Source organism: Agitococcus lubricus, from assembly GCF_003051055.1.
Classification (GTDB): domain Bacteria; phylum Pseudomonadota; class Gammaproteobacteria; order Pseudomonadales; family Moraxellaceae; genus Agitococcus; species Agitococcus lubricus.
Genome location: NZ_QAON01000003.1, coordinates 211949 through 231042, shown reverse-complemented (window position 1 = coordinate 231042; position 19094 = coordinate 211949). Strand labels below are relative to the sequence as shown.

The following is a 19094-nucleotide window of genomic DNA, read 5'->3' as shown; positions in this document are numbered from 1 at the left end:
GAACACTCGCAAGCATCTTATCTAAATAGTACGCATACCACTGCAATACGAAGTGATGCACAATTATGCACGGACTTTTTACCTACATGAGCATGTTGGGTAAATTATTACATAGACGCATTAAAAAACACTGTCAATCTCAGTTGGCAACCAGAGCGGCCATTTTTCAACCACCCAATAAAAAAGGGTTATGTCGTTAAACATAACCCTTTGATTTTATTGGTCGGAACGGAAGGATTTGAACCTTCGACCCCTTGCACCCCATGCAAGTGCGCTACCAGGCTGCGCTACGCCCCGAAGAGGCGACTATATTAACGAAAATATCAAAATTGTCTAGTCTATTTACGCACTTAGCACCTGATAAGCGCTGATAAATTCATCAGGCATACGTTTAGGTTTACCCGTTTTCATATCTACCGTGACAAACTGCGTTTGACCAGTCAATACTGTTTTACCATCTGCAACACGAATAATTTGATAGTCACGGGTTGTAGACAGTTTACCGTCGTTGGCGCTAATCCATGTCCCAATCTGTAACTCATCACCTGCATAAGTTGGCAATCTATAATTTAGCTCATGCTTACGCACCACACAGCCACAACCCAAACGATAATAAGCGGCAATATCTAAACCCAACGCGTTAGAATGCCCCCATGCCGCTTGCTCTAACCATTGTAGATACGCCACATTATTAGTGTGGCCAAACTCATCTTGATGCGTACTATTGACGATGACTTGATGAATATACGCGGGTTGTACTGTCCACATCAAACGCATGCTAGCCTCTTATTTTGGGCGCGCCAACAGTGTCACCACCGCTTCCAATTCGCGAATCATGTCTTTAATGACCACGTTCAGCATGTTTTGACTTAACTGCGCCTGATAGGCAAGTAACGCTGTAGACTCTTGTACGGCATTATCAATTGCATCGGTGACGATAGTTTGTGGACTAATCGTCGGGCTTGCTTTGGCCTTGCTATATTCTTGTTGGAGCTGCAAACGCGCACCGCTGATGGTAAAACCTTGCTCGTATAATAAGCTACGAATCTGCCGAACAATCAACACATCTTCACGTTGGTAATAACGTCTGTTGCCACGTCGTTTGACAGGGCTTAGTTGTTCAAACTCTTGTTCCCAATAACGCAAAACATGGGGTTTGACATTACACAACTCGCCTACTTCACCAATGGTGAAGTAGCGTTTGTTGGGAATCGGCGGCAGGAGCGCGTTATGACTGGGTTCTAGCATAAGCGTCTACTCGTTGTCTTAGCTTTTGTCCTGCTTTGAAAGTCACTACCCGACGTGCAGTGATAGGAATTTCTTCGCCTGTTTTAGGATTACGGCCTGGACGCTGACGTTTATTTCGCAAATCAAAATTACCAAAACCCGACAACTTGACAGGTTGGTTATCCTCCAAGGCCAAACGAATCTCTTCAAAAAAGATATCGACTAGCTCTTTGGCTTCTCGTTTATTGAGACCTAACTCATTAAATAGATGCTCTACCATTTCGGCCTTGGTGAGTGCGCTCATGCCTACCCTCTTAGTCCTAACGTAGGACTGCTTGATGTTGACGTTCTAAAGCATCGACGATGGCTTGCACGCCCGCCTTTACTTCTTCATCTTGTAATGTCCGTTCTTGATGTTGCCATAATGTCCCTATTGCCAAACTACGTTTGCCTTCAGAAATGCCAGTTCCTTGATAAACATCAAATAACCACACATTTTGTAACAATTCACTACCTGCTTGACGCGCCGTTTGCAGCACATCCGCAGCAGGTATTGCGGCATCTAAGACAACTGCGATATCACGACGCAGATTAGGAAACCGCGATAACTCTCTAAATTTAGGGAGTTTTGCATTTAATAAAGAGGCTAAGGCGACCTCAAAAACATAAACCGCGCCTTGTAAATCCAGCTTTTGCTGCACTTGTGGATGTAATTTGCCAACATAGCCCAAAGTTTGATTTTGGCTATCCACTAATGCGGCTGTTTGTCCTGTGTGTAAAGCAGGATGTTGTGCTGCCTTGAATCTAACTGTATCAGATGTACCCGTAAGTGCAAGAATTGATTCAACATTTCCTTTAATATCAAAAAAGTCTATTGCTTGACTTTTATTGCTCCATGCTTCGGTGAGTAAATCACCAGTAATAACCCCTGCTAACATTTGTTCTTGCTGCAAAGAACCGTCCGCTTGTGGTAAGAATCGACTACCTATTTCAAATAAACGTACCCGTGCTTGTTGTCGATTTTGATTATGCGCGACGGCACTTAGTAAACCCGCCCACAGGGTTGTGCGCATCGTAGACAACTCACTGGATAAGGGGTTCGCCAAGCTCAAGGTGGGTGCTTGTGGGTCTAGAATCTGTTGCAGTTTAGGGTCAACAAAACTAAACGTAATCGCTTCTTGGTAGTTGAGCGCAACCAATAACTCTTTGATACGCTGAGTCGATACCGCTTCGGCTTGTGGTTCTAAACTAAATGCCATGTGCGGTTGTTGTATAGGTAAATTGTCATATCCGTAAACTCGCGCCAACTCCTCAATTAAATCGGCTTCAATACTGATATCAAAGCGGTAGCTCGGGGCGGTAACTAACCAGCCTTGTTCATGGCTAACGACAGTCATTCCTAATGCCGTTAGCATATCCACTACCTGCTCCGCGCTTAGCTGAAAACCTAAGACTTGCGTCACTTTTGCAGCGCGTAACATAATAGCTAAGCGTTGAGGTAAGGCATGCTCGCGTGTCACTTCGATGACTGTGCCTGCGTCGCCACCCGCAATCTCTAAAATTAATTGTGTTGCCCGTTCAATGGCTTGTCGTGCTAAATTAAAGTCTACACCACGCTCAAATCGGTGCGAAGAATCCGTATGTAAGCCATAACTACGGGCTTTACCAGCCAATGCTAGCGGCTGGAAAAAGGCACTTTCTAAAAAGATATCAACGGTGCTATCACTCACGGCTGAGTCATTACCGCCCATAATACCTGCTAAAGCAAGGGCTTGTTGGTGGTCGGCAATCACTAAACTATCCGAACGTAATGCGATGGTTTGTTGATTTAAGAGTGTCAACTGTTCGCCTGCTTGTGCTTGACGTACGACAATCCCCCCCTGAATCTTAGCCAAATCAAAGGCATGCATAGGCTGCCCTAATTCGATTAACACGTAATTCGTGACATCGACTATTGCCCCTAAACTGGCGATACCTGAACGAGCCAGTTTACGAACTAACCATGCGGGGCTAGTGGCATTCGGGCGGATGCCTTTAATAATACGACCAACATAACGAGGACAGGCATCAGACTGGAGCTCGACAGTCACTACATCGGCAATAGTCGCGGTAACTGGCAACATAGCAGGCGTGGTTAATGGCAAACGATTAAAGGCACTGACTTCACGCGCCATGCCTAATACACTCAAACAGTCACCACGATTAGGGGTAATGCCAAACTCCATCGTGTAATCGTTGAGTTCTAAATAATCTCGGATATCCATGCCCACAGGTGCATCTGCTGCTAACTCTAATAAACCATCGGTTGCAGGACTTAAACCTAATTCTTGGGCGGCACATAACATACCTAAAGACTCTACACCGCGTAATTTGGCGCGTTTAATCGCAAAATCATTGGGTAAAACAGCGCCCAAGGTGGCGACAGCCACTTTTAAGCCTACGCGCACATTGGCTGCACCACAGACAATTTGTAAATCTTCGGCTTGCCCGACCGTGACACGGGTCACGCGTAAACGGTCAGCTTGAGGGTGTGGTTCTACCGATAAAACTTGGCCAACAAATACACCAGTAAATGGCGGTGCAATCGCTTGTAAGGCGTCGACTTCTAAACCTGCCATTGTGAGTTGATGGCCTAGTTGTTGTGTACTTAATTGGGTTGGGTTGACCCACTCTCTGAGCCAATTTTCGCTAATCTGCATACTATTTACCTTGTTAAAGGACCACGAGTTATTCACTCACTCGTGGTCTTTAGCGTGTGGAGACGGCAGCGAATCTGCCTGTGCTCTGTTAAATATCTATGGCAAGATGCCAACGAATACCATGTTCCGCTAAGCGGGTTAAGATGGCAGCCATCGTTTCTAAGTCATCAATCACCGCTTCAGGCTCTGCTAACAACTCAGGGTGCTTATCTATTTCGGCAATGAGTGCTAATACTGTTTTTAAGCCATCTTCGGCAGAAAACCATGTCAATACTTGTGGGTCAAAGGTTTCACCTTCGTCTAGAAGCTCTTGAATGTCGTCAACATAGTCGTCCCACTCGCCTTGGGGCATACTAAAAAACTGCATAAGTGGGGTAACGTGCGCTTGCTCCGCGAGGTGGTCAAGTACCCCTTCATCTACTCGCGCTAATGCCCGACCATCCATATCCATCACAAACTCATGATTTTCGTCACTTTCTGGCACATCGGCACAAATAAAATAGGCAACACTCATGCTTAGCTCCTCATTAGAGTGGGACTTTTAGAGTTTATATTCCTGTTCGACCCAGATGTATTTAGCCCTTAGATAAAAGGCTTACAGATAATATTTATAGTTATCTATCAGTCACTTAAAATATAACATTAAGGTACTGTATTAACTAAAAACTATCGTTTACTTAGTTAAACTGGCCTAAAAAACGCAAATCGTTGTCAAAAAACAGACGTAAATCATTCACACCATACCGTAACATGGCAAAACGCTCTACCCCCATGCCAAAGGCAAAACCACTGTATTTTTCGCTATCAATCCCACAGTTTTTAAGCACTTGGGGATGAACCATGCCACAACCCAATACTTCTAGCCACCCTGTTTGCTTACAGACACGACAACCGTGACCGTCACACATGACACATTGAATATCGACTTCGGCAGAGGGTTCGGTAAACGGAAAATAAGACGGGCGAAAACGTACCGCTAAGTCTTTTTCGAAGAACACACGCAGAAAATTTTGAATCACACTTTTGAGTTGCGCAAAACTGATATTCTCATCTATCAATAAGCCTTCTACTTGATGAAACATCGGCGAGTGAGTTAAATCGGAATCACAACGATAAACACGGCCAGGACAGACAATCCGAATCGGTGGTTTTTGTTGTTCCATCACCCGAATTTGTACAGGCGAGGTATGCGTACGCAACAAACGATGCGCATCAAAATAGAAGGTATCATGCATCGCACGTGCAGGATGATGCGAGGGAATATTTAAGGCTTCAAAATTATGAAAGTCATCCTCTACTTCAGGACCACTCGCCACCTGAAAACCCGCCTGCGTAAAAAACTCAGTAATACGATTCATGACACGCGTGACAGGATGTAAACCCGCAGGTAAATTACCACGTCCTGCTAGGGTCACATCGACCCGCTCAGACTCTAATTGGCGTTGTAAGGCTTCAGCTGCAAAGGCTTGGCGACGTGCATCTAATGCCTGATTAATCGCATCACGTACCTGATTTAATTTAGCACCTTGCTCTTTACGCGCTTCTGGGTCTAAGCCACCTAAACCTTTAGATAATTCAGTTAATTGACTTTTTTTGCCTAAAAACTGTACTCGTGCTTGTTCTAAGGCTTGGGCATCGGCAGCACTATGTATCATTGCCAGTGCGTCATTCACTAGCACAGTTAAGTCAGTCATTCTATATTCCTACTTCGTTCGCCCTAAGAGTTATTAGCACTTACTGGGATATATGCCAGTTCCAGATAAAAAATTGGCATAAACGCTAACGACCTGAGCACTGAAAACACCTATAAAAAAAGGGGAAGTGGCCATTAGCCCTCCCCCTTTTTCAGAGCTTTAGTGTCACCACTTAGGCTCTTGATTCAATAACGCTTAGGCGAGACCGGCTTTGGCTTTTTCAGCTAAAGCAGCAAACGCAACAGCATCATGTACCGCAATATCAGCTAACACGCGACGGTCGATTTCTACCGCCGCTTTCTTTAAGCCATTGATTAAACGGCTGTAAGACAAACCATTTAAGCGAGCTGCTGCATTGATACGGGCAATCCATAACGCACGGAATTGGCGTTTCTTTTGGCGACGGTCACGGTAGGCGTATTGACCCGCTTTAATAACAGCTTGGAAAGCAACACGATATACACGAGAACGCGCACCATAGTAACCTTTTGCACGGTCAAGGATTTTTTTGTGACGACGATGAGCAATCACACCACGTTTTACACGAGCCATTCTTTAATCTCCAAAAAATTAGGTGTTAGGCAACATACGTTGTACGGAGGGTACGTCCACAGCAGCAACCTGTGTACAACCGCGTAACTGACGAATACGCTTAGCCGATTTTTTGGTCAGAATGTGACGTTTAAACGCTTGTTTACGCTTAAAGCCATTGGCCGTTTTTTTGAAGCGCTTTGCAGCACCACGCACTGTCTTGATTTTAGCAGACATAATAACCTCGTTAAAATGAACCCTTTTAGCGTAAACGTCGCTTTTCCTATATGCTTTGCGAGCAAAGCCGTTCAGGAATTGGACATTCAGCCTGAGGGTAAGAAATCAATTCTTTCGAATTATTTCTTTTTCTTAGGCCCGATGAGCATAGACATCATCCGACCTTCCATTTTCGGGTGTTGTTCAACAACCCCGAACTCACTCAAGTCAACTTCGATACGCTGTAACATTTTCATACCGAGTTCTTGGTGAGCCACTTCGCGTCCACGAAAACGCAAGGTGATTTTTGCTTTGTCGCCGTCTTCTAAGAAACGAACCAACGCTTTTAGCTTGACTTGATAATCCGCTTCTTCTGTACCAGGACGCAGCTTAATTTCTTTAATCTGTACTTGATGCTGGCGCTTTTTAGCATCTTTTAATTTTTGCTTTTGCTCAAATACATGCTTACCGTAATCCATAATACGACAGACAGGTGGTTCGGCATTAGGCACAATTTCGACTAAGTCTAGCTGTACTGCCTCGGCGGCTGCTAAGGCTTCGCGTAATGAAACCACACCGACTTGTCCACCATCTTTGTCAATTAAGCGGACTTCTTTTGCACGGATTTCTGTATTAATCGCAGCGCGCTGCTTAGCGTCTTTGGTTTGCTGCGGTTTTTCTGGCTTGTTGTTAATTGTCATCTCTCCACTTCAATAAAACATGACAGCCCTAAGTTGCCCCAACGATTCAAGGTTGGGGCAAGGTGTACAGACACAGGGCTTGGTTGTTTTGCGATTAAACACGGCCACGTAAGGCAATATCGGCACGGAGTTTGTTGGCAAAGTCATCTAGGCTCATCGTGCCTAAGTCTTTGCCATCCCGTGTGCGGACGGATACCGTATTTTGCTCAACTTCGCGATCCCCAACCACCAATAAGTAAGGAATACGCTCCAAAGTTCGTTCGCGGATTTTAAAGCCGATTTTTTCGTTTCTCAAGTCAGTTAAGACGCGAAAACCTTGACCCTGTAACTGATTTGCGAATTTTTTTGTCGCTTCGGCTTGATGGTCGGTAATATTCATCACAACCGCTTGTACAGGAGCTAACCACGGCGGCAATAAGCCCGCATAATGTTCGATTAAAATACCAATAAAACGCTCGAATGAGCCTAAAATGGCTCGGTGTAACATCACCGGTGGACGACGGCCATTGTCTTCAGCAACAAAACTGGCCTCTAAGCGGGTTGGCAAGTTAAAATCGAGCTGTAGTGTACCACATTGCCAAACTCGGCCTAAACAGTCTTTTAAAGAAAATTCTATTTTAGGCCCATAAAATGCACCTTCACCTGCTTGTAGCTCCCATGCTAAGCCTGCATCATCTAAGGCTTTGGCCATTGCCGCTTCGGCTTTGTCCCATAATTCTTCGCTACCCACGCGTTTTGCGGGACGGGTAGACAGTTTTAAGGCGACGTCGTCAAAACCAAAGTCTTTGTAAACTTGCAAAGTTAAGGCAATAAAGGCAGCCGCTTCGCTACCGATTTGTTCTTCAGTACAAAAGATATGGGCATCATCTTGAGTAAAGCCACGCACGCGCATTAAACCATGTAAAGAACCAGACGGCTCATTACGATGACAAGAGCCAAACTCAGCTAAACGTAACGGCAAATCTCGGTACGACTTTAAGCCTTGGTTAAAAATCTGTACGTGACAAGGACAGTTCATGGGCTTTACCGCATAATCACGGTTTTCGGAATGCGTGGTAAACATATTGTCGGCATAGTTTGCCCAGTGGCCAGACTTTTCCCACAAAATACGGTCAACCACTTGCGGGGTTTTTACCTCTAGATAACCGTTTTCGCGTTGTACTTGACGCATATATTGTTCAAGCACTTGATAGGTTGTCCAACCGTTAGGATGCCAAAACACCATGCCTGGTGCTTCTTCTTGCATGTGGAATAAGCCAAGCTGTTTACCTAATTTGCGATGGTCGCGTTTGGCCGCTTCTTCTAAGCGGGTGACATAGGCTTGAAGGTCTTTTTTGTTTGCCCAACATGTGCCATAAATACGTTGCAACATGGCGTTGTTGCTATCACCTCGCCAGTACGCGCCTGCGACTTTCATTAACTTAAAGGCTTTGAGTTTGCCTAGGGATGGGACATGGGGGCCACGACACAAGTCAATAAAATCGGCTTGGCGATAAAAGGATAAATCTTGCTGGCTATCAATACTGCTAATAATTTCGACTTTATATTGTTCACCCATTTGTTCGAATAACTGAACAGCTTCGTCTCGTGACATCAGGGAGCGAATCACTGGAGTGTCTTTAGCTGCTAATTCTTCCATGCGTTTTTCGATTTTTGCCAAGTCGTCGGTTGTAAAAGCACGTTCAAAGGCAAAATCATAATAAAAGCCATCATCAATCACAGGGCCGATAGTCACTTGCGCGCTGGGAAATAACTCTTTAACAGCCATCGCCAATAAATGCGCACAGGAATGACGTAACACCTCTAAGCCATCGGCATCTTTATCGGTGATAATACTTAACTGACTATCTTCGGTGATGAGATACGAGGTATCGACCAATTGTCCGTTCACTTTGCCCGCTAAAGCGGCTTTCGCTAAGCCTGTTCCAATATTCGCGGCGACATCGGCAATGGTAATGGCTTGGTCAAATGCGCGTTGAGACCCATCTGGCAATGTAATAATAGGCATTTTTAATTTTTCCTTTGATTCGAACCCATACCACGCTGCGACACATTAATTAATCGTCAGCAAAGGTGGTAAATCGGCATAGGTTCATTGGCTATCTGTTAGCAGTGGTGACTAATACCAATAGTCACATAACGTCGAGACCGCTCCAACAACAAGACTGTTCTCTGGTCAATTATCAACATTATCCCCCATACCAGTGGGAGTTTCTTAATGTGTGCTGCCAGAGAATATACAAGGCAGGGCGAGCGGCTAGTCTAAACGAACTCGTCTAGATGTCAACGCCTTTCCTGTGCTGTCTACTTGGCAACGAGATGACACCCTGCCCCTGTTTGACTGTTATCGTAATCCATTTCAGCCGTTGCTGCTTTTACCATACGCGGTACACGCTGAAAGCTGGCACTGGCAAAGGAACGATGCAGCGCTTGCTGAGCAAAACGAATACCTGCGATATCGGTCAGAGTGTCAAATAAGTCCCCTGTGTAGACGGCTTTTGGCTGTGCTTGTATTAAGTGCTGGTATTTTTCTGGGTTTTTGTCTCGCCATAGGGGGTTAAACCACATGAAAAACGGGACTTCATAAGAGTTTTTAGCATCAATATGGCCATCAACCTCACCACACTCCCCCAATGCCAAGCCGTGGTCACTGATATAGACCAGTCCTGTCATCGCTTGATGTTGTTGTAAGCCATTTAGGATTTGCTGAAGTACCCTATCGGTATAATAAATACTATTATCATAAGCACTGGCAAACTTATTGGCTGAAGCAGGATAACGCTTTTCAAAATCAGGGTGACTACCATATAAATGTAGCACAATCAGTTTTTTATCGGCCTTATCGTTGAGTGCTTGTTGATAAAGTGGCAATAATTTTTCATCAAAATTATCGGGCGTGGTCATGGTGTAAGAATGGGTATTCAAAAACTGCACCACATCTGCACTTTGTGCGTAAGAAGAAATGAGAGAGTCAAACTCACCGTATTTCGCCTGATTACTCAACCAATAGACTTTGAAACCTGCCTGTTTGAATACACTTAAAAATGAAGGCTTCATCTCGGTATCAGGGGCTTTAGTCATTAAATAAGGAATCGACGTCGAGGTGTTATAACCATAGGACACCATATCCTGAAAGACTAATAAATCAGGTTGAGCACTCATATTCGGTGTGGTATTTGGCTGATATCCATACAAACCTAAACGGTCACGGCGGGCGCTTTCCCCAATCACCAACACATAAGTTGCAGGGTATTGTGCGATATTAGGCGTTAAATTCGGGGCAAAATTAGGCGGCTGACGGACTAAATCTTTGAGCTTTTGCACTTCTAAATCCGCAGCCATATAGCCCAATACCAAATTTTGTGGATAGGCTTTACGAAAATGTCGATAGACATCTAAGGCATAATCACGGAGATTGGTGTTGCGCGGTGCATAGGATAAGGGAATCAAAATCAAGGCAATTAACGCCCAACGTCCACGCGCGTTGGGGCGATTAAAATATTGACCTGTCATCTGTTTATAACAAAACCATCCGATAATGGCATAAGCCACATAGGCAATTAGCACAAATGGTTTATTGGCACGTGCTATAAAATCAGCAACTTCAGCAGTGCTAGTACCAAACATCAGAAACCAAAAGCTAATATCGGTTGGTAATTGATAAAACAGTGCATAGTACAAAGCGACATGTGATAGGACGAAAAAAGGAAATAATAACCAAAAATAGACACGCGCCCGATTTACAACAGCCAGTACGATGAGTAAGCCATAGAGTGCTTTGCTAAAACCATCGCTAGAAATAAGCGTAGATGGCAAGGTAATTGCCAACAAATAAAGCGCTGTACTGATGGCTAATTTGTGCTGTTGCCAAACTGTATTAAGCATCCGTTCACCTATCAAAAACTAATGACAAGACTTCGCGTTTACTAGGGTCTGTTGACGTTTTGATGGTGGTTGCACACGCACAACGTCAACAGCCCCTCATGTGTTGAATCTGACTGAGCTTGCTGAAAAAATGTTTATATCGACGAGGATAAGTCATCGTAAACACTAGGATTTAGTAAGCAAACACACGAAAACTGATGAGGTCTGCAAAATCTAAAACTTGAAATTGTAAAATAAATCCAGCGCACTTTCGAGGGAAGAAACTGCTTCTAAATATAAACTTTGATTGAGCTTATAACGTAAGGTCACTTTGTTGACAGGCGTAAATACGCCCACGCCATAACGTAAATACAACCGTGGGCTTAAATAGCCCGACACGGTAAAACGTGTATCATCGCCTGAACCTTCAGCATCTAAGGTGACATCTTTCACACCAAAGGCATTGCCAATATCATTGGCCAAGCCTTGTCCGCCTTTAATACCTAAACTTAAAGCCGCAGACGTTAATAACGCACTGTCATTGCCTGTACTGGTGGTATTTAATTGCCCGTCTTGATACAGTGGTCGTCCTAATAATAAATAACCCAACATTTCGTCTTGGGTCATGGCGGTATCTGCAAATAAGGTTAAGGTAGGCGCATTCGCACGGCCATCCACACGTACACCGACCACTTTACTATCGACTTCTTTAACCGCCTCAATATCTAGTGCAGGTTGCGCCATAGAACCTGCAAATAAAATTTGTCCACGACGAATCGCCAGTTTTTGGCCATAGGCTTCGTATTTGGCTTCTTTATCTAGTTGAATTTCACCAATCGCCTGCATGCCACGTTGTTTTTGCTGTTGTAGTTTTAGATTACCTGTCAATTTGCTGGTTAAACCAAAACCTTGAAATAAGACATTGTCGGCTAACAACAGTTCAATATCGGCATTAATATCCCACTGACGCATGGCTTTCGCAATTTTGATACGGTCTTTGGCATCTAAATCGATGACTCTGACATCTGCGGAGAGTGGAATGGCTTTATCGGACAAGGTTTGTGGCCTGAGCAAAGCATTCTCGACTTTGGCTGTACCTTTGATATCGACATAATAGGGCTTGACCATAATATCCAGTTGCGGACTTAACTCCGCCCTAAATAATGGTTTTTGTTTTAACTCCAGTTTATCCCCATTAAAGGCCAATTTGAGATGGGGTTCTTGTTGCCAATCTAAACTCCCTTTAAGCGTAGCTACCCCTTCGCCACTGTTAAGCTGACCAATAATAGTCGCCTCTTTACCGCGAATACTGGCGGTCACTTGTGTTTTTGTCAGGTCGATGGGAGCATTTTTAGCGGTCATTTCCCCCTCTTTAAGACTAAATTCACCATAAAAATCAGGGCCTGTGATGGGGCCACTCAGACCACCTGCCAGATTCATTTCACCTGCCAAATGGCTCATCGCGGGCATAAAGGGTTTTAATATGGCTAAGTTGACTTGCTCCAACACCATCGCACCGTTGATTTGATAGGGTTTTTCATCGGGGTTAATACGTGCTTCCACATAGCCCTGACCCATGTTGGGTGCTTGCATATCAAAACGGAATTTGATGCTGGCATCGTCTTGACTTTGTGCAGCGAGTTTTAATTGATGATACGGTAAGGTGAGAGGGTCTTCATCTTCACGGGCTAGCCCTAGCGCACCATTATTAGTGACTAACTCCATAGCCAGTTTAGGGGCTTGATTTGGCCGCCAATCTAATGCGGCTTGCCCTGCCAACGTGCCTTGCCATGCTAAGCCTTCAGGGAATAAGGCATGTAGACGACTAATCTCTAGTCCATCTAGCTTTAATTTAGCCTCTATCTGACTGGGGCTGGCTATCAAGGTGTCTTGATTACACAAGGAGGCCTGTTCAGCTTGCCAACAATGGGCTGCAAGACTGAGCTGTTTATCAGTTTGTGTCCATACAGTCGCAAAAGGTTGGCTAAGCTCCCATAAAAACTCGCCCACTTTAACCGTACTAGAGTCACTCACCCCTTGCCAATTAAACTGACTGTCTAAACCACCCGCTAAAGTGCCTTCGGCAATCACAGGCTCGGCCAATACTTGCCATGTGAGATGATGTGCTGAGCGCGTGCCTTCGATGATGATACCCAAATCAGGAATCACCCGATTAGCGGCTTCTAAATCACGGGCTGTTATCTGTAAAAAGCCTACTTGCTCACCTAAGGCAGGCAAGGTTCCACTCACGCTGAGGGATTTAGCGGCCAAACTGCCTGCTTTTAGATTGTCTGCCCACAAGTTAAGAGTGATATTGGGGCTGTGTTGGTCACCTTGTAATACCACAACACCTGATAGTTGCCCTGCAAGTCGCTCATCGAGCTGTGCTAAATTAGCCAATTGACTGTCGGCGGTTAAATCCCATTGTTGTCCCAGATGACCATCTAAACGTATTTGATTATCACCCCATTGCAGGGCTAATTGTTGGACGTCAGCTTCGGGTAGCCGTTGATTGGTTAATAAGGTGTATTGACTATCGCCAACCAAACGAAACGCTAAGCCCTTAAGCGTACCCGTTAATTCGGTATTCGCTAATTGTAAATCGCGCTTTTGTGCAGACCAATGCCCAGTCGTTTGACTATAGCCAGACACCTGTGCGGGGTATTGCGCTGGCAGCCATGTACTGATGTTGAAGTCCTGCATCTGCACATCGGCTTGCCATGTTAGACCTGCCGCCCAATTCACATATCCGTTCGTATTAAGCTGCCCCATCACGCCTGTATAAGCCAGTTTTTCAATAGTCAACTGTTGGGTTTTGCCCTGCGCGCTGAGTTGCCACTGACCTAAGGGCGTTTTTGGCGTTGCAAACTCACTATCTACCGCGAGTTGATAGGACGTTGGCGTCCCCTGATAGTGTAGTTTGCCCTCTCGCGCTTCTAACAGGCCAATTGCGGGAAGCTGTCGTTTGAGTTGTTGCCAAGAAAAATCCAATTGTTGATTTTGCTGCCAATGCCAAAAACGGCCTTGACTCACTAAGTTGGCTTGCCAACGTTCTTGTGATTGCCATTGTGCTTGTAAATTTAGTGCAGATGCTTGAGCCGAGCTATGTCCTTCGGTACGGAGTTGCCCTGTTAAAGCGGGTAAATAGGGCTTGAGCAGTGGCCACTTTTTAGCCAAGTCTACATTTAACCATTGACTATTAATGTCCCATTTGAGTTCTGGCTGCCATGAAACTTGCCCCGTTAATGACAATACACCGCCTAAGGTGGTGCGGGCTTGCAATGGTAATAAACGGAGATGATGCCAGTCGGTTTCTATCACCGCACGATAATCACCACGCGGTAACTGTTTAGCACTTAAATCGGTTGTAATACGGGCTTGTAAACCTTGTTTATTACCCTGTAATACTAATTGGCCATAACGACTTTGGAATTGCTGCTCTGCTAACCACGGTACTTGTAATTTTCCCCAGCGCACTGTCGCTTGATAGCCTAGCGCAGGTTCAATCACTTGTAAGGTACCATCTACTGCTATCGGTATGTCATTAGCATCGGTTGTCAGATGCACCGCTAAACGGCCTAAATCGCCACCTAGGGTCACAGATAAGGGTTTCAGCCGTTGTTGTTGCCAAAAACCGAGTTGTAATTTGCCTGTTGCCTGTAACGGATAATCCCCTGTGAACGCCAGTTTACCGTGTAGCTGAGTAGATAATTTGGGATGCTGAAATACGGCAAAGCCGATATCCAATTGTGTCCCTTGCCATTGACTATTCACCAGCTCCAACCGTTGAATGGGGGTGATGACACCACGTTTATCAATCTGTGCGTTTGTTAACACTCCGTGTGCCAATTGCAAATGAAACGGTAAGCGAATATGTTTGAGTTTAGTCCGTTGCGAGTTGGGTGGTGCGATCATCACTAAACGCACACCATCGCCATATAAGTAGTCGACAAACAGATGACCTGTCAGTAACCCAGCCCATGAAATATGTAAGCGCAAATTATCGGCATGTAAATAGAAGGTTTTACCCGTAAAGCGAAAATCTTTCAGCACCAACCCATTGGCTAAACTACCGCTAACCCACTGCAATTTAACCAACTTTTGTTTGGCGACCAACTGTTCGAGTAACCAACGACTGCCCGACTCGGAATGAGCCAGCCGCCACACACTCATCGAGATAACAAGTAGCAAAATCGCCACGACCACCCACAAATGGCCATGCAAACGCCAACAAAATTTGGCGATAGTTTTGAGCGCGTGGCGTAAGCGTGTCATCATTTACAACGCAGGTCCCATAAAAAAATGAATACGCGGCGTGGGATTGGCTTCTGAGATGCCCCATGCCAAATCAAGACGCACAGGCCCTACGGGTGAAATCCAGCGCACACCTAAGCCTGTCCCTGTTTTTAAGCCTGCACTCAGCGCATCAAAGGCATTGCCCATATCGACAAAGGTCGCCACCCGCCACTTGCTGGTTAGCTTGAAGGTGTATTCGCTACTCAGTGACACTAAATTACTGGCACCCACGACGGTATTTGTTTCATCACGCGGCGATAAACTTTTATAGTCATAACCACGTACACTTTGGTCGCCGCCTGCATAAAAACGCATATTTAAGGGGACGCTGTCAAAGTCGGCACTTAATATAGAACCGATATCGGCACGCAAGCCCAATTGATGACGGTCAAAATAGGTACGCAACATGCGCCAACCAGCACGCAAGGCTAATAAGTCTGCATCTGACAACAAATCGGGTGAAGCAAACTCCACTTGATAATATTGACGGTCGCCACTGGTGGGGTCAGTGCTACTGCCCTTCGTGCGGACACGACTAATACTATAACCAGGTAATAGTAAATCGCTCTGCCCCGACTCGCCATTATCTTTGCGAAAAGACTCTCGACTCCAGCGAATAGACTCATTGGTTTGCCAACCGCTCTCACGTTTACGTTGGCGCTCTACCCCTAAAATCGCATTATTGGTAATCGTACCATCGTCAATATCCTCTCGTTTTACCCCCGCAATCAGTTGTAGGGTGTCGTTGACAGGGTGTGACCACGGAATGCCATACTTAAAATCAATCGACTGACGGACTTGTGAAATTTCGCTGGTGGTTTCTATGCTATGCCCTTGCTCGTTGAGTAGCGAACGTCGCCAAGCAAAACTCAAACGCGCACCAATATCGGTTGCATAACCCGCACCGACATCCAATTGATTCGGTCTATCGACGACTAAGGTCACATCAATCGGGACTTCTTGGTCTAACGCCAATTCTGGATTAGCGCGTACCCGTACATCATTAAAATAGCGACTATCTAACAAGGTTTTATTAAACTTAATAATTTTATCGGCTTCATAGGCGTCGCCCTCGTTGAACGGTACTAATTTTTCTAATAAGGACTGCTCTAAAGGAAGTTCTGTTTTTTGCGGTTGATGAAAACTCACCGTACCAAAACGGTAACGCACGCCACTGTCATAATTCAGATTAATGGTTGCCACTTGGGTTGGCTGAGTGACGATGACCTCATGGTTTTGCCATTTAGCATCAAAATAACCACGCTCTAAGGCCATATTTTGAATTTGTGCTTTACTGGCTTCATATTTACCGTGATGTAAAATTTGTTGCTCTTTGATGGGTAAGGTTTCTCTTAATGCCGTAAATGCAATGTCATTACTGGCATCCCCCTGATAATTCAAGTTGATTTTTTCGATAATAACAGGCTCGTTCAACTTAACCGTGATAACAACTTGCTGATTTTGACGGCTAAACTCTAAATCTGGCTTATAATAGCCCACGGACTCTAAGGCGTCACGGGTCGATTTTCTGAGTCGACTGACGGTTTCGCGCCAATTTTTGAGGTCATCTTCGCTTAACTCGCCAACGTAAGACTCTATATTGGCTTTGATATCGGCATTTACCCCTACAATTTGTAGGTCAATTTTAGCCCCCTCTTTTTTGGTAATTTTGGCGACATAGGTCTCCAATAATCCTTTCTCTGAGTCCTCTTTGGCCAATACAGGCTGATTACAGGTCATACTCAAGAGCAAACAAAGGGCAACAACACGCATATAGCCACTCACACATAACAAGCGTCAAATGATAACGATTTTTTGACAAAATAAAGTCATCTTGGACGCAGCTAGTTACAAAAAGCCTGTGAAATGTTAGCCTCTTGAGACAAGGACTCGTGATGCCTTCGTTACAGCCACAGTACACGCCATGGGGAACATAGCGTTAAATAAGAGCGGATGCCATGCATAATCAATTTGATTTATTAAAAACGAAACGATTTTTACCTTTTTTTTGTACACAATTCTTAGGGGCATTTAATGATAACGTCTTTAAGCAAAGTCTGATTATTTTATTAGCATTTAATGCTGCCACCATGACCACACTCAACCCAACCATTTTAACTAATTTGTGTGCTGGTTTATTTATTTTACCTTTTTTCTTATTTTCAGCAACCGCAGGCCAATTAGCCGATAAATACGAAAAAACATTTCTGATAAAAATTATTAAAGGCTGCGAAATTGCCATTATGTTGATTGCCGCGATTGGTTTTCATTTCCAGCAGTTAGCGTTACTGTTGTTAGCGTTATTTTTAATGGGCACACATTCAACCGCATTTGGCCCGATTAAATATGCCATTTTACCGCAAACACTCACCAAAAATGAATTAGTTGGTGGTAATGCCTTAGTAGAAACAGGCACATCACTGGCTATTTTATTAGGCTCTATGTTAGGTGGCTTTTTAATTGCGATTAAACCCGATGGCCGTGAATTGGTTTCATGGACGGTATTAGCGATTGCGGCACTGGGTTTTTTGTCGAGTTGGCAGATTCCACGCGCTGAATCGGCCAATAAAGACCTGAAAATTAACTGGAATCCGATAACGGAAACATGGCGTAATATTCAGTTTATTCGCCAAAATCGTACGGTATTACTGTCTATTTTGGGGATTTCTTGGTTTTGGTTTTATGGTGCAACTTTTTTAACGCAAATTCCAAGCTATACCAAACAAGTCTTAGGGGGTGATGAACATGTCGTCACCTTTTTATTGACGATTTTTTCGGTCGGCATTGGTATTGGCTCCTTATTGTGTGAAAAACTCTCTGACAAGCGGGTAGAATTGGGTTTAGTTCCGTTTGGCTCTATTGGTTTAACCTGTTTTGGCGTCGATTTATATTTTGCTACTCATGGCTTACAACCTGAGGCTACCAGCACATTTTGGGTATTTATTGATAACCCCATTCATTATCGGGTTATTTTTGATTTATTTGGTATTGGCTTATTTGGTGGTTTTTATATTGTCCCCTTATATGCCCTTGTACAAACACGCTCAGAAGCCAGTCATCGCGCCCGTACCATTGCGGGCAATAATATTATTAATGCCTTTTTTATGGTGTGTTCTGCCCTTATGGCAGTTATTTTATTAAGCCTATTGAAATTCACGATTTCAGATTTATTCCTGACTACTGCAATTTTAAGTGCGATTGTTTCACTATATATTTATAGTGTTGTCCCCGAATTTTTTATGCGCTTTTTGGTATGGATATTTTTAAGTTTATTTTACAAGATTAAAAAGACCAACTTGCAGCATATTCCCGATGAGGGCGCATGTATTTTAGTGTGTAATCACGTCAGTTTTTATGATGCGTTAATTCTGTCGGCAGCTATTCGGCGGCCACCCCGCTTTGTGATGTATCACACCATTTTCAAAACACCCATCCTGAGTTTTATTTTTAGAACAGCCAAAGCGATTCCTATTGCCCCTGCCAAAGAAGACCCCGCTCTTTTAGAGCAAGCCTATGCCGATATTGCCCAAGCACTTAAAGATGGCGAAATTGTGTGTATATTTCCCGAAGGACGAATTACCGACAATGGCGAGATGTATCCTTTCAAAAATGGTATTATGCGCATGATTGAAACGACACCTGTACCCGTTATTCCAATCGCTTTACGCGGAATGTGGGGCAGCATCAGTAGCCGCAAAGACGGTGCCGCGTTTAGTAAACTGCCTCGTCGTCTACGCTCGCCCGTTGAGGTTCATGTAGGGAATGCTGTCATGCCAACTGACGTGACACCTGAGCTGCTCCAAAGTCGTGTACAAACCTTACGTGGTGACTGGCGTTAGCCGTCACCTGTTACTTTGTTATTTGGA

14 protein-coding genes and 1 tRNA gene are annotated in these 19094 nt (G+C 44.5%); 1 reads left to right on the top strand and 14 read right to left on the bottom strand.

What is annotated here, in order from left to right; translation table 11 throughout:
* Window positions 1-220 precede the first annotated feature (220 nt).
* The 14 genes from C8N29_RS04870 to C8N29_RS04805 all read right to left on the bottom strand — a co-directional run bounded on the left by C8N29_RS04870 (window position 221) and on the right by C8N29_RS04805 (window position 17001).
* A tRNA-Pro gene (locus C8N29_RS04870) sits at window positions 221-297 on the bottom strand.
* A gap of 45 nt (window positions 298-342) precedes the next feature.
* A complete protein-coding gene (locus tag C8N29_RS04865; RefSeq protein ID WP_239986958.1) occupies window positions 343-777 on the bottom strand; it encodes an acyl-CoA thioesterase in 435 nt (144 codons plus the stop codon).
* A 9-nt stretch (window positions 778-786) separates the two neighbouring features.
* Window positions 787-1248, bottom strand: a complete 462-nt coding sequence (locus C8N29_RS17475) for a MerR family transcriptional regulator (RefSeq protein ID WP_107864917.1) — start codon at window positions 1246-1248, stop codon at window positions 787-789.
* A complete protein-coding gene (locus C8N29_RS04855; RefSeq protein WP_107864916.1) occupies window positions 1229-1531 on the bottom strand; it encodes an integration host factor subunit alpha in 303 nt (100 codons plus the stop codon). Before C8N29_RS04855 ends, C8N29_RS17475 begins: the two co-directional genes overlap by 20 nt.
* A 16-nt stretch (window positions 1532-1547) precedes the next feature.
* Window positions 1548-3926: a phenylalanine--tRNA ligase subunit beta gene (gene pheT, locus C8N29_RS04850; RefSeq protein ID WP_107864915.1), complete on the bottom strand. Its 2379-nt coding sequence runs from the start codon at window positions 3924-3926 to the stop codon at window positions 1548-1550.
* Window positions 3927-4014: 88 nt separating this feature from the next.
* Complete coding sequence (locus C8N29_RS04845) at window positions 4015-4440, bottom strand: hypothetical protein (protein WP_107864914.1); 426 nt, start codon at window positions 4438-4440, stop codon at window positions 4015-4017.
* 163 nt (window positions 4441-4603) lie between these two features.
* On the bottom strand, window positions 4604-5620 hold the full coding sequence (gene pheS / locus C8N29_RS04840; protein WP_107864913.1) for a phenylalanine--tRNA ligase subunit alpha: 1017 nt from the start codon (window positions 5618-5620) through the stop codon (window positions 4604-4606).
* Between the two features lie 195 nt (window positions 5621-5815).
* A complete protein-coding gene (gene rplT, locus C8N29_RS04835) occupies window positions 5816-6172 on the bottom strand; it encodes a 50S ribosomal protein L20 (protein ID WP_107864912.1) in 357 nt (118 codons plus the stop codon).
* A gap of 18 nt (window positions 6173-6190) precedes the next feature.
* Window positions 6191-6388 carry a 50S ribosomal protein L35 gene (gene rpmI, locus C8N29_RS04830; RefSeq protein WP_107864911.1) on the bottom strand — a complete coding sequence of 66 codons (198 nt, stop codon included), beginning with the start codon at window positions 6386-6388 and terminating at the stop codon, window positions 6191-6193.
* A gap of 119 nt (window positions 6389-6507) precedes the next feature.
* Window positions 6508-7068: a translation initiation factor IF-3 gene (gene infC, locus C8N29_RS04825; protein WP_107864910.1), complete on the bottom strand. Its 561-nt coding sequence runs from the start codon at window positions 7066-7068 to the stop codon at window positions 6508-6510.
* A 94-nt stretch (window positions 7069-7162) separates the two neighbouring features.
* Window positions 7163-9076, bottom strand: coding sequence for a threonine--tRNA ligase (thrS, locus tag C8N29_RS04820; protein ID WP_107864909.1), 1914 nt, complete (start codon window positions 9074-9076; stop codon window positions 7163-7165).
* Window positions 9077-9372: 296 nt separating this feature from the next.
* Entirely contained in the window at window positions 9373-10953 is a 1581-nt protein-coding gene (locus C8N29_RS04815; protein WP_107864908.1) for a phosphoethanolamine transferase, read from the bottom strand.
* A gap of 213 nt (window positions 10954-11166) precedes the next feature.
* On the bottom strand, window positions 11167-15210 hold the full coding sequence (locus C8N29_RS04810; protein ID WP_107864907.1) for a translocation/assembly module TamB domain-containing protein: 4044 nt from the start codon (window positions 15208-15210) through the stop codon (window positions 11167-11169).
* Window positions 15211-17001 carry an autotransporter assembly complex protein TamA gene (locus C8N29_RS04805; protein ID WP_107864906.1) on the bottom strand — a complete coding sequence of 597 codons (1791 nt, stop codon included), beginning with the start codon at window positions 16999-17001 and terminating at the stop codon, window positions 15211-15213.
* Window positions 17002-17186: 185 nt separating this feature from the next.
* On the opposite strand from C8N29_RS04805, the gene C8N29_RS04800 reads away from it, so the two are divergent.
* Window positions 17187-19067 carry an MFS transporter gene (locus tag C8N29_RS04800; protein ID WP_107864905.1) on the top strand — a complete coding sequence of 627 codons (1881 nt, stop codon included), beginning with the start codon at window positions 17187-17189 and terminating at the stop codon, window positions 19065-19067.
* Window positions 19068-19094: the final 27 nt, after the last annotated feature.

Coding starts and splice junctions, on each gene's coding strand:
- rplT (WP_107864912.1), bottom strand. CDS start 6,172: ATGGCTCGTGTAAAACGTGGTGTGATTGCTCATCGTCGTCACAAAAAA.
- C8N29_RS04810 (WP_107864907.1), bottom strand. CDS start 15,210: ATGATGACACGCTTACGCCACGCGCTCAAAACTATCGCCAAATTTTGT.
- C8N29_RS04805 (WP_107864906.1), bottom strand. CDS start 17,001: ATGCGTGTTGTTGCCCTTTGTTTGCTCTTGAGTATGACCTGTAATCAG.
- C8N29_RS04865 (WP_239986958.1), bottom strand. CDS start 777: ATGCGTTTGATGTGGACAGTACAACCCGCGTATATTCATCAAGTCATC.
- thrS (WP_107864909.1), bottom strand. CDS start 9,076: ATGCCTATTATTACATTGCCAGATGGGTCTCAACGCGCATTTGACCAA.
- C8N29_RS04800 (WP_107864905.1), top strand. CDS start 17,187: ATGCATAATCAATTTGATTTATTAAAAACGAAACGATTTTTACCTTTT.
- C8N29_RS04815 (WP_107864908.1), bottom strand. CDS start 10,953: ATGCTTAATACAGTTTGGCAACAGCACAAATTAGCCATCAGTACAGCG.
- pheS (WP_107864913.1), bottom strand. CDS start 5,620: ATGACTGACTTAACTGTGCTAGTGAATGACGCACTGGCAATGATACAT.
- pheT (WP_107864915.1), bottom strand. CDS start 3,926: ATGCAGATTAGCGAAAATTGGCTCAGAGAGTGGGTCAACCCAACCCAA.
- infC (WP_107864910.1), bottom strand. CDS start 7,068: ATGACAATTAACAACAAGCCAGAAAAACCGCAGCAAACCAAAGACGCT.
- C8N29_RS04855 (WP_107864916.1), bottom strand. CDS start 1,531: ATGAGCGCACTCACCAAGGCCGAAATGGTAGAGCATCTATTTAATGAG.
- C8N29_RS04845 (WP_107864914.1), bottom strand. CDS start 4,440: ATGAGTGTTGCCTATTTTATTTGTGCCGATGTGCCAGAAAGTGACGAA.
- rpmI (WP_107864911.1), bottom strand. CDS start 6,388: ATGTCTGCTAAAATCAAGACAGTGCGTGGTGCTGCAAAGCGCTTCAAA.
- C8N29_RS17475 (WP_107864917.1), bottom strand. CDS start 1,248: ATGCTAGAACCCAGTCATAACGCGCTCCTGCCGCCGATTCCCAACAAA.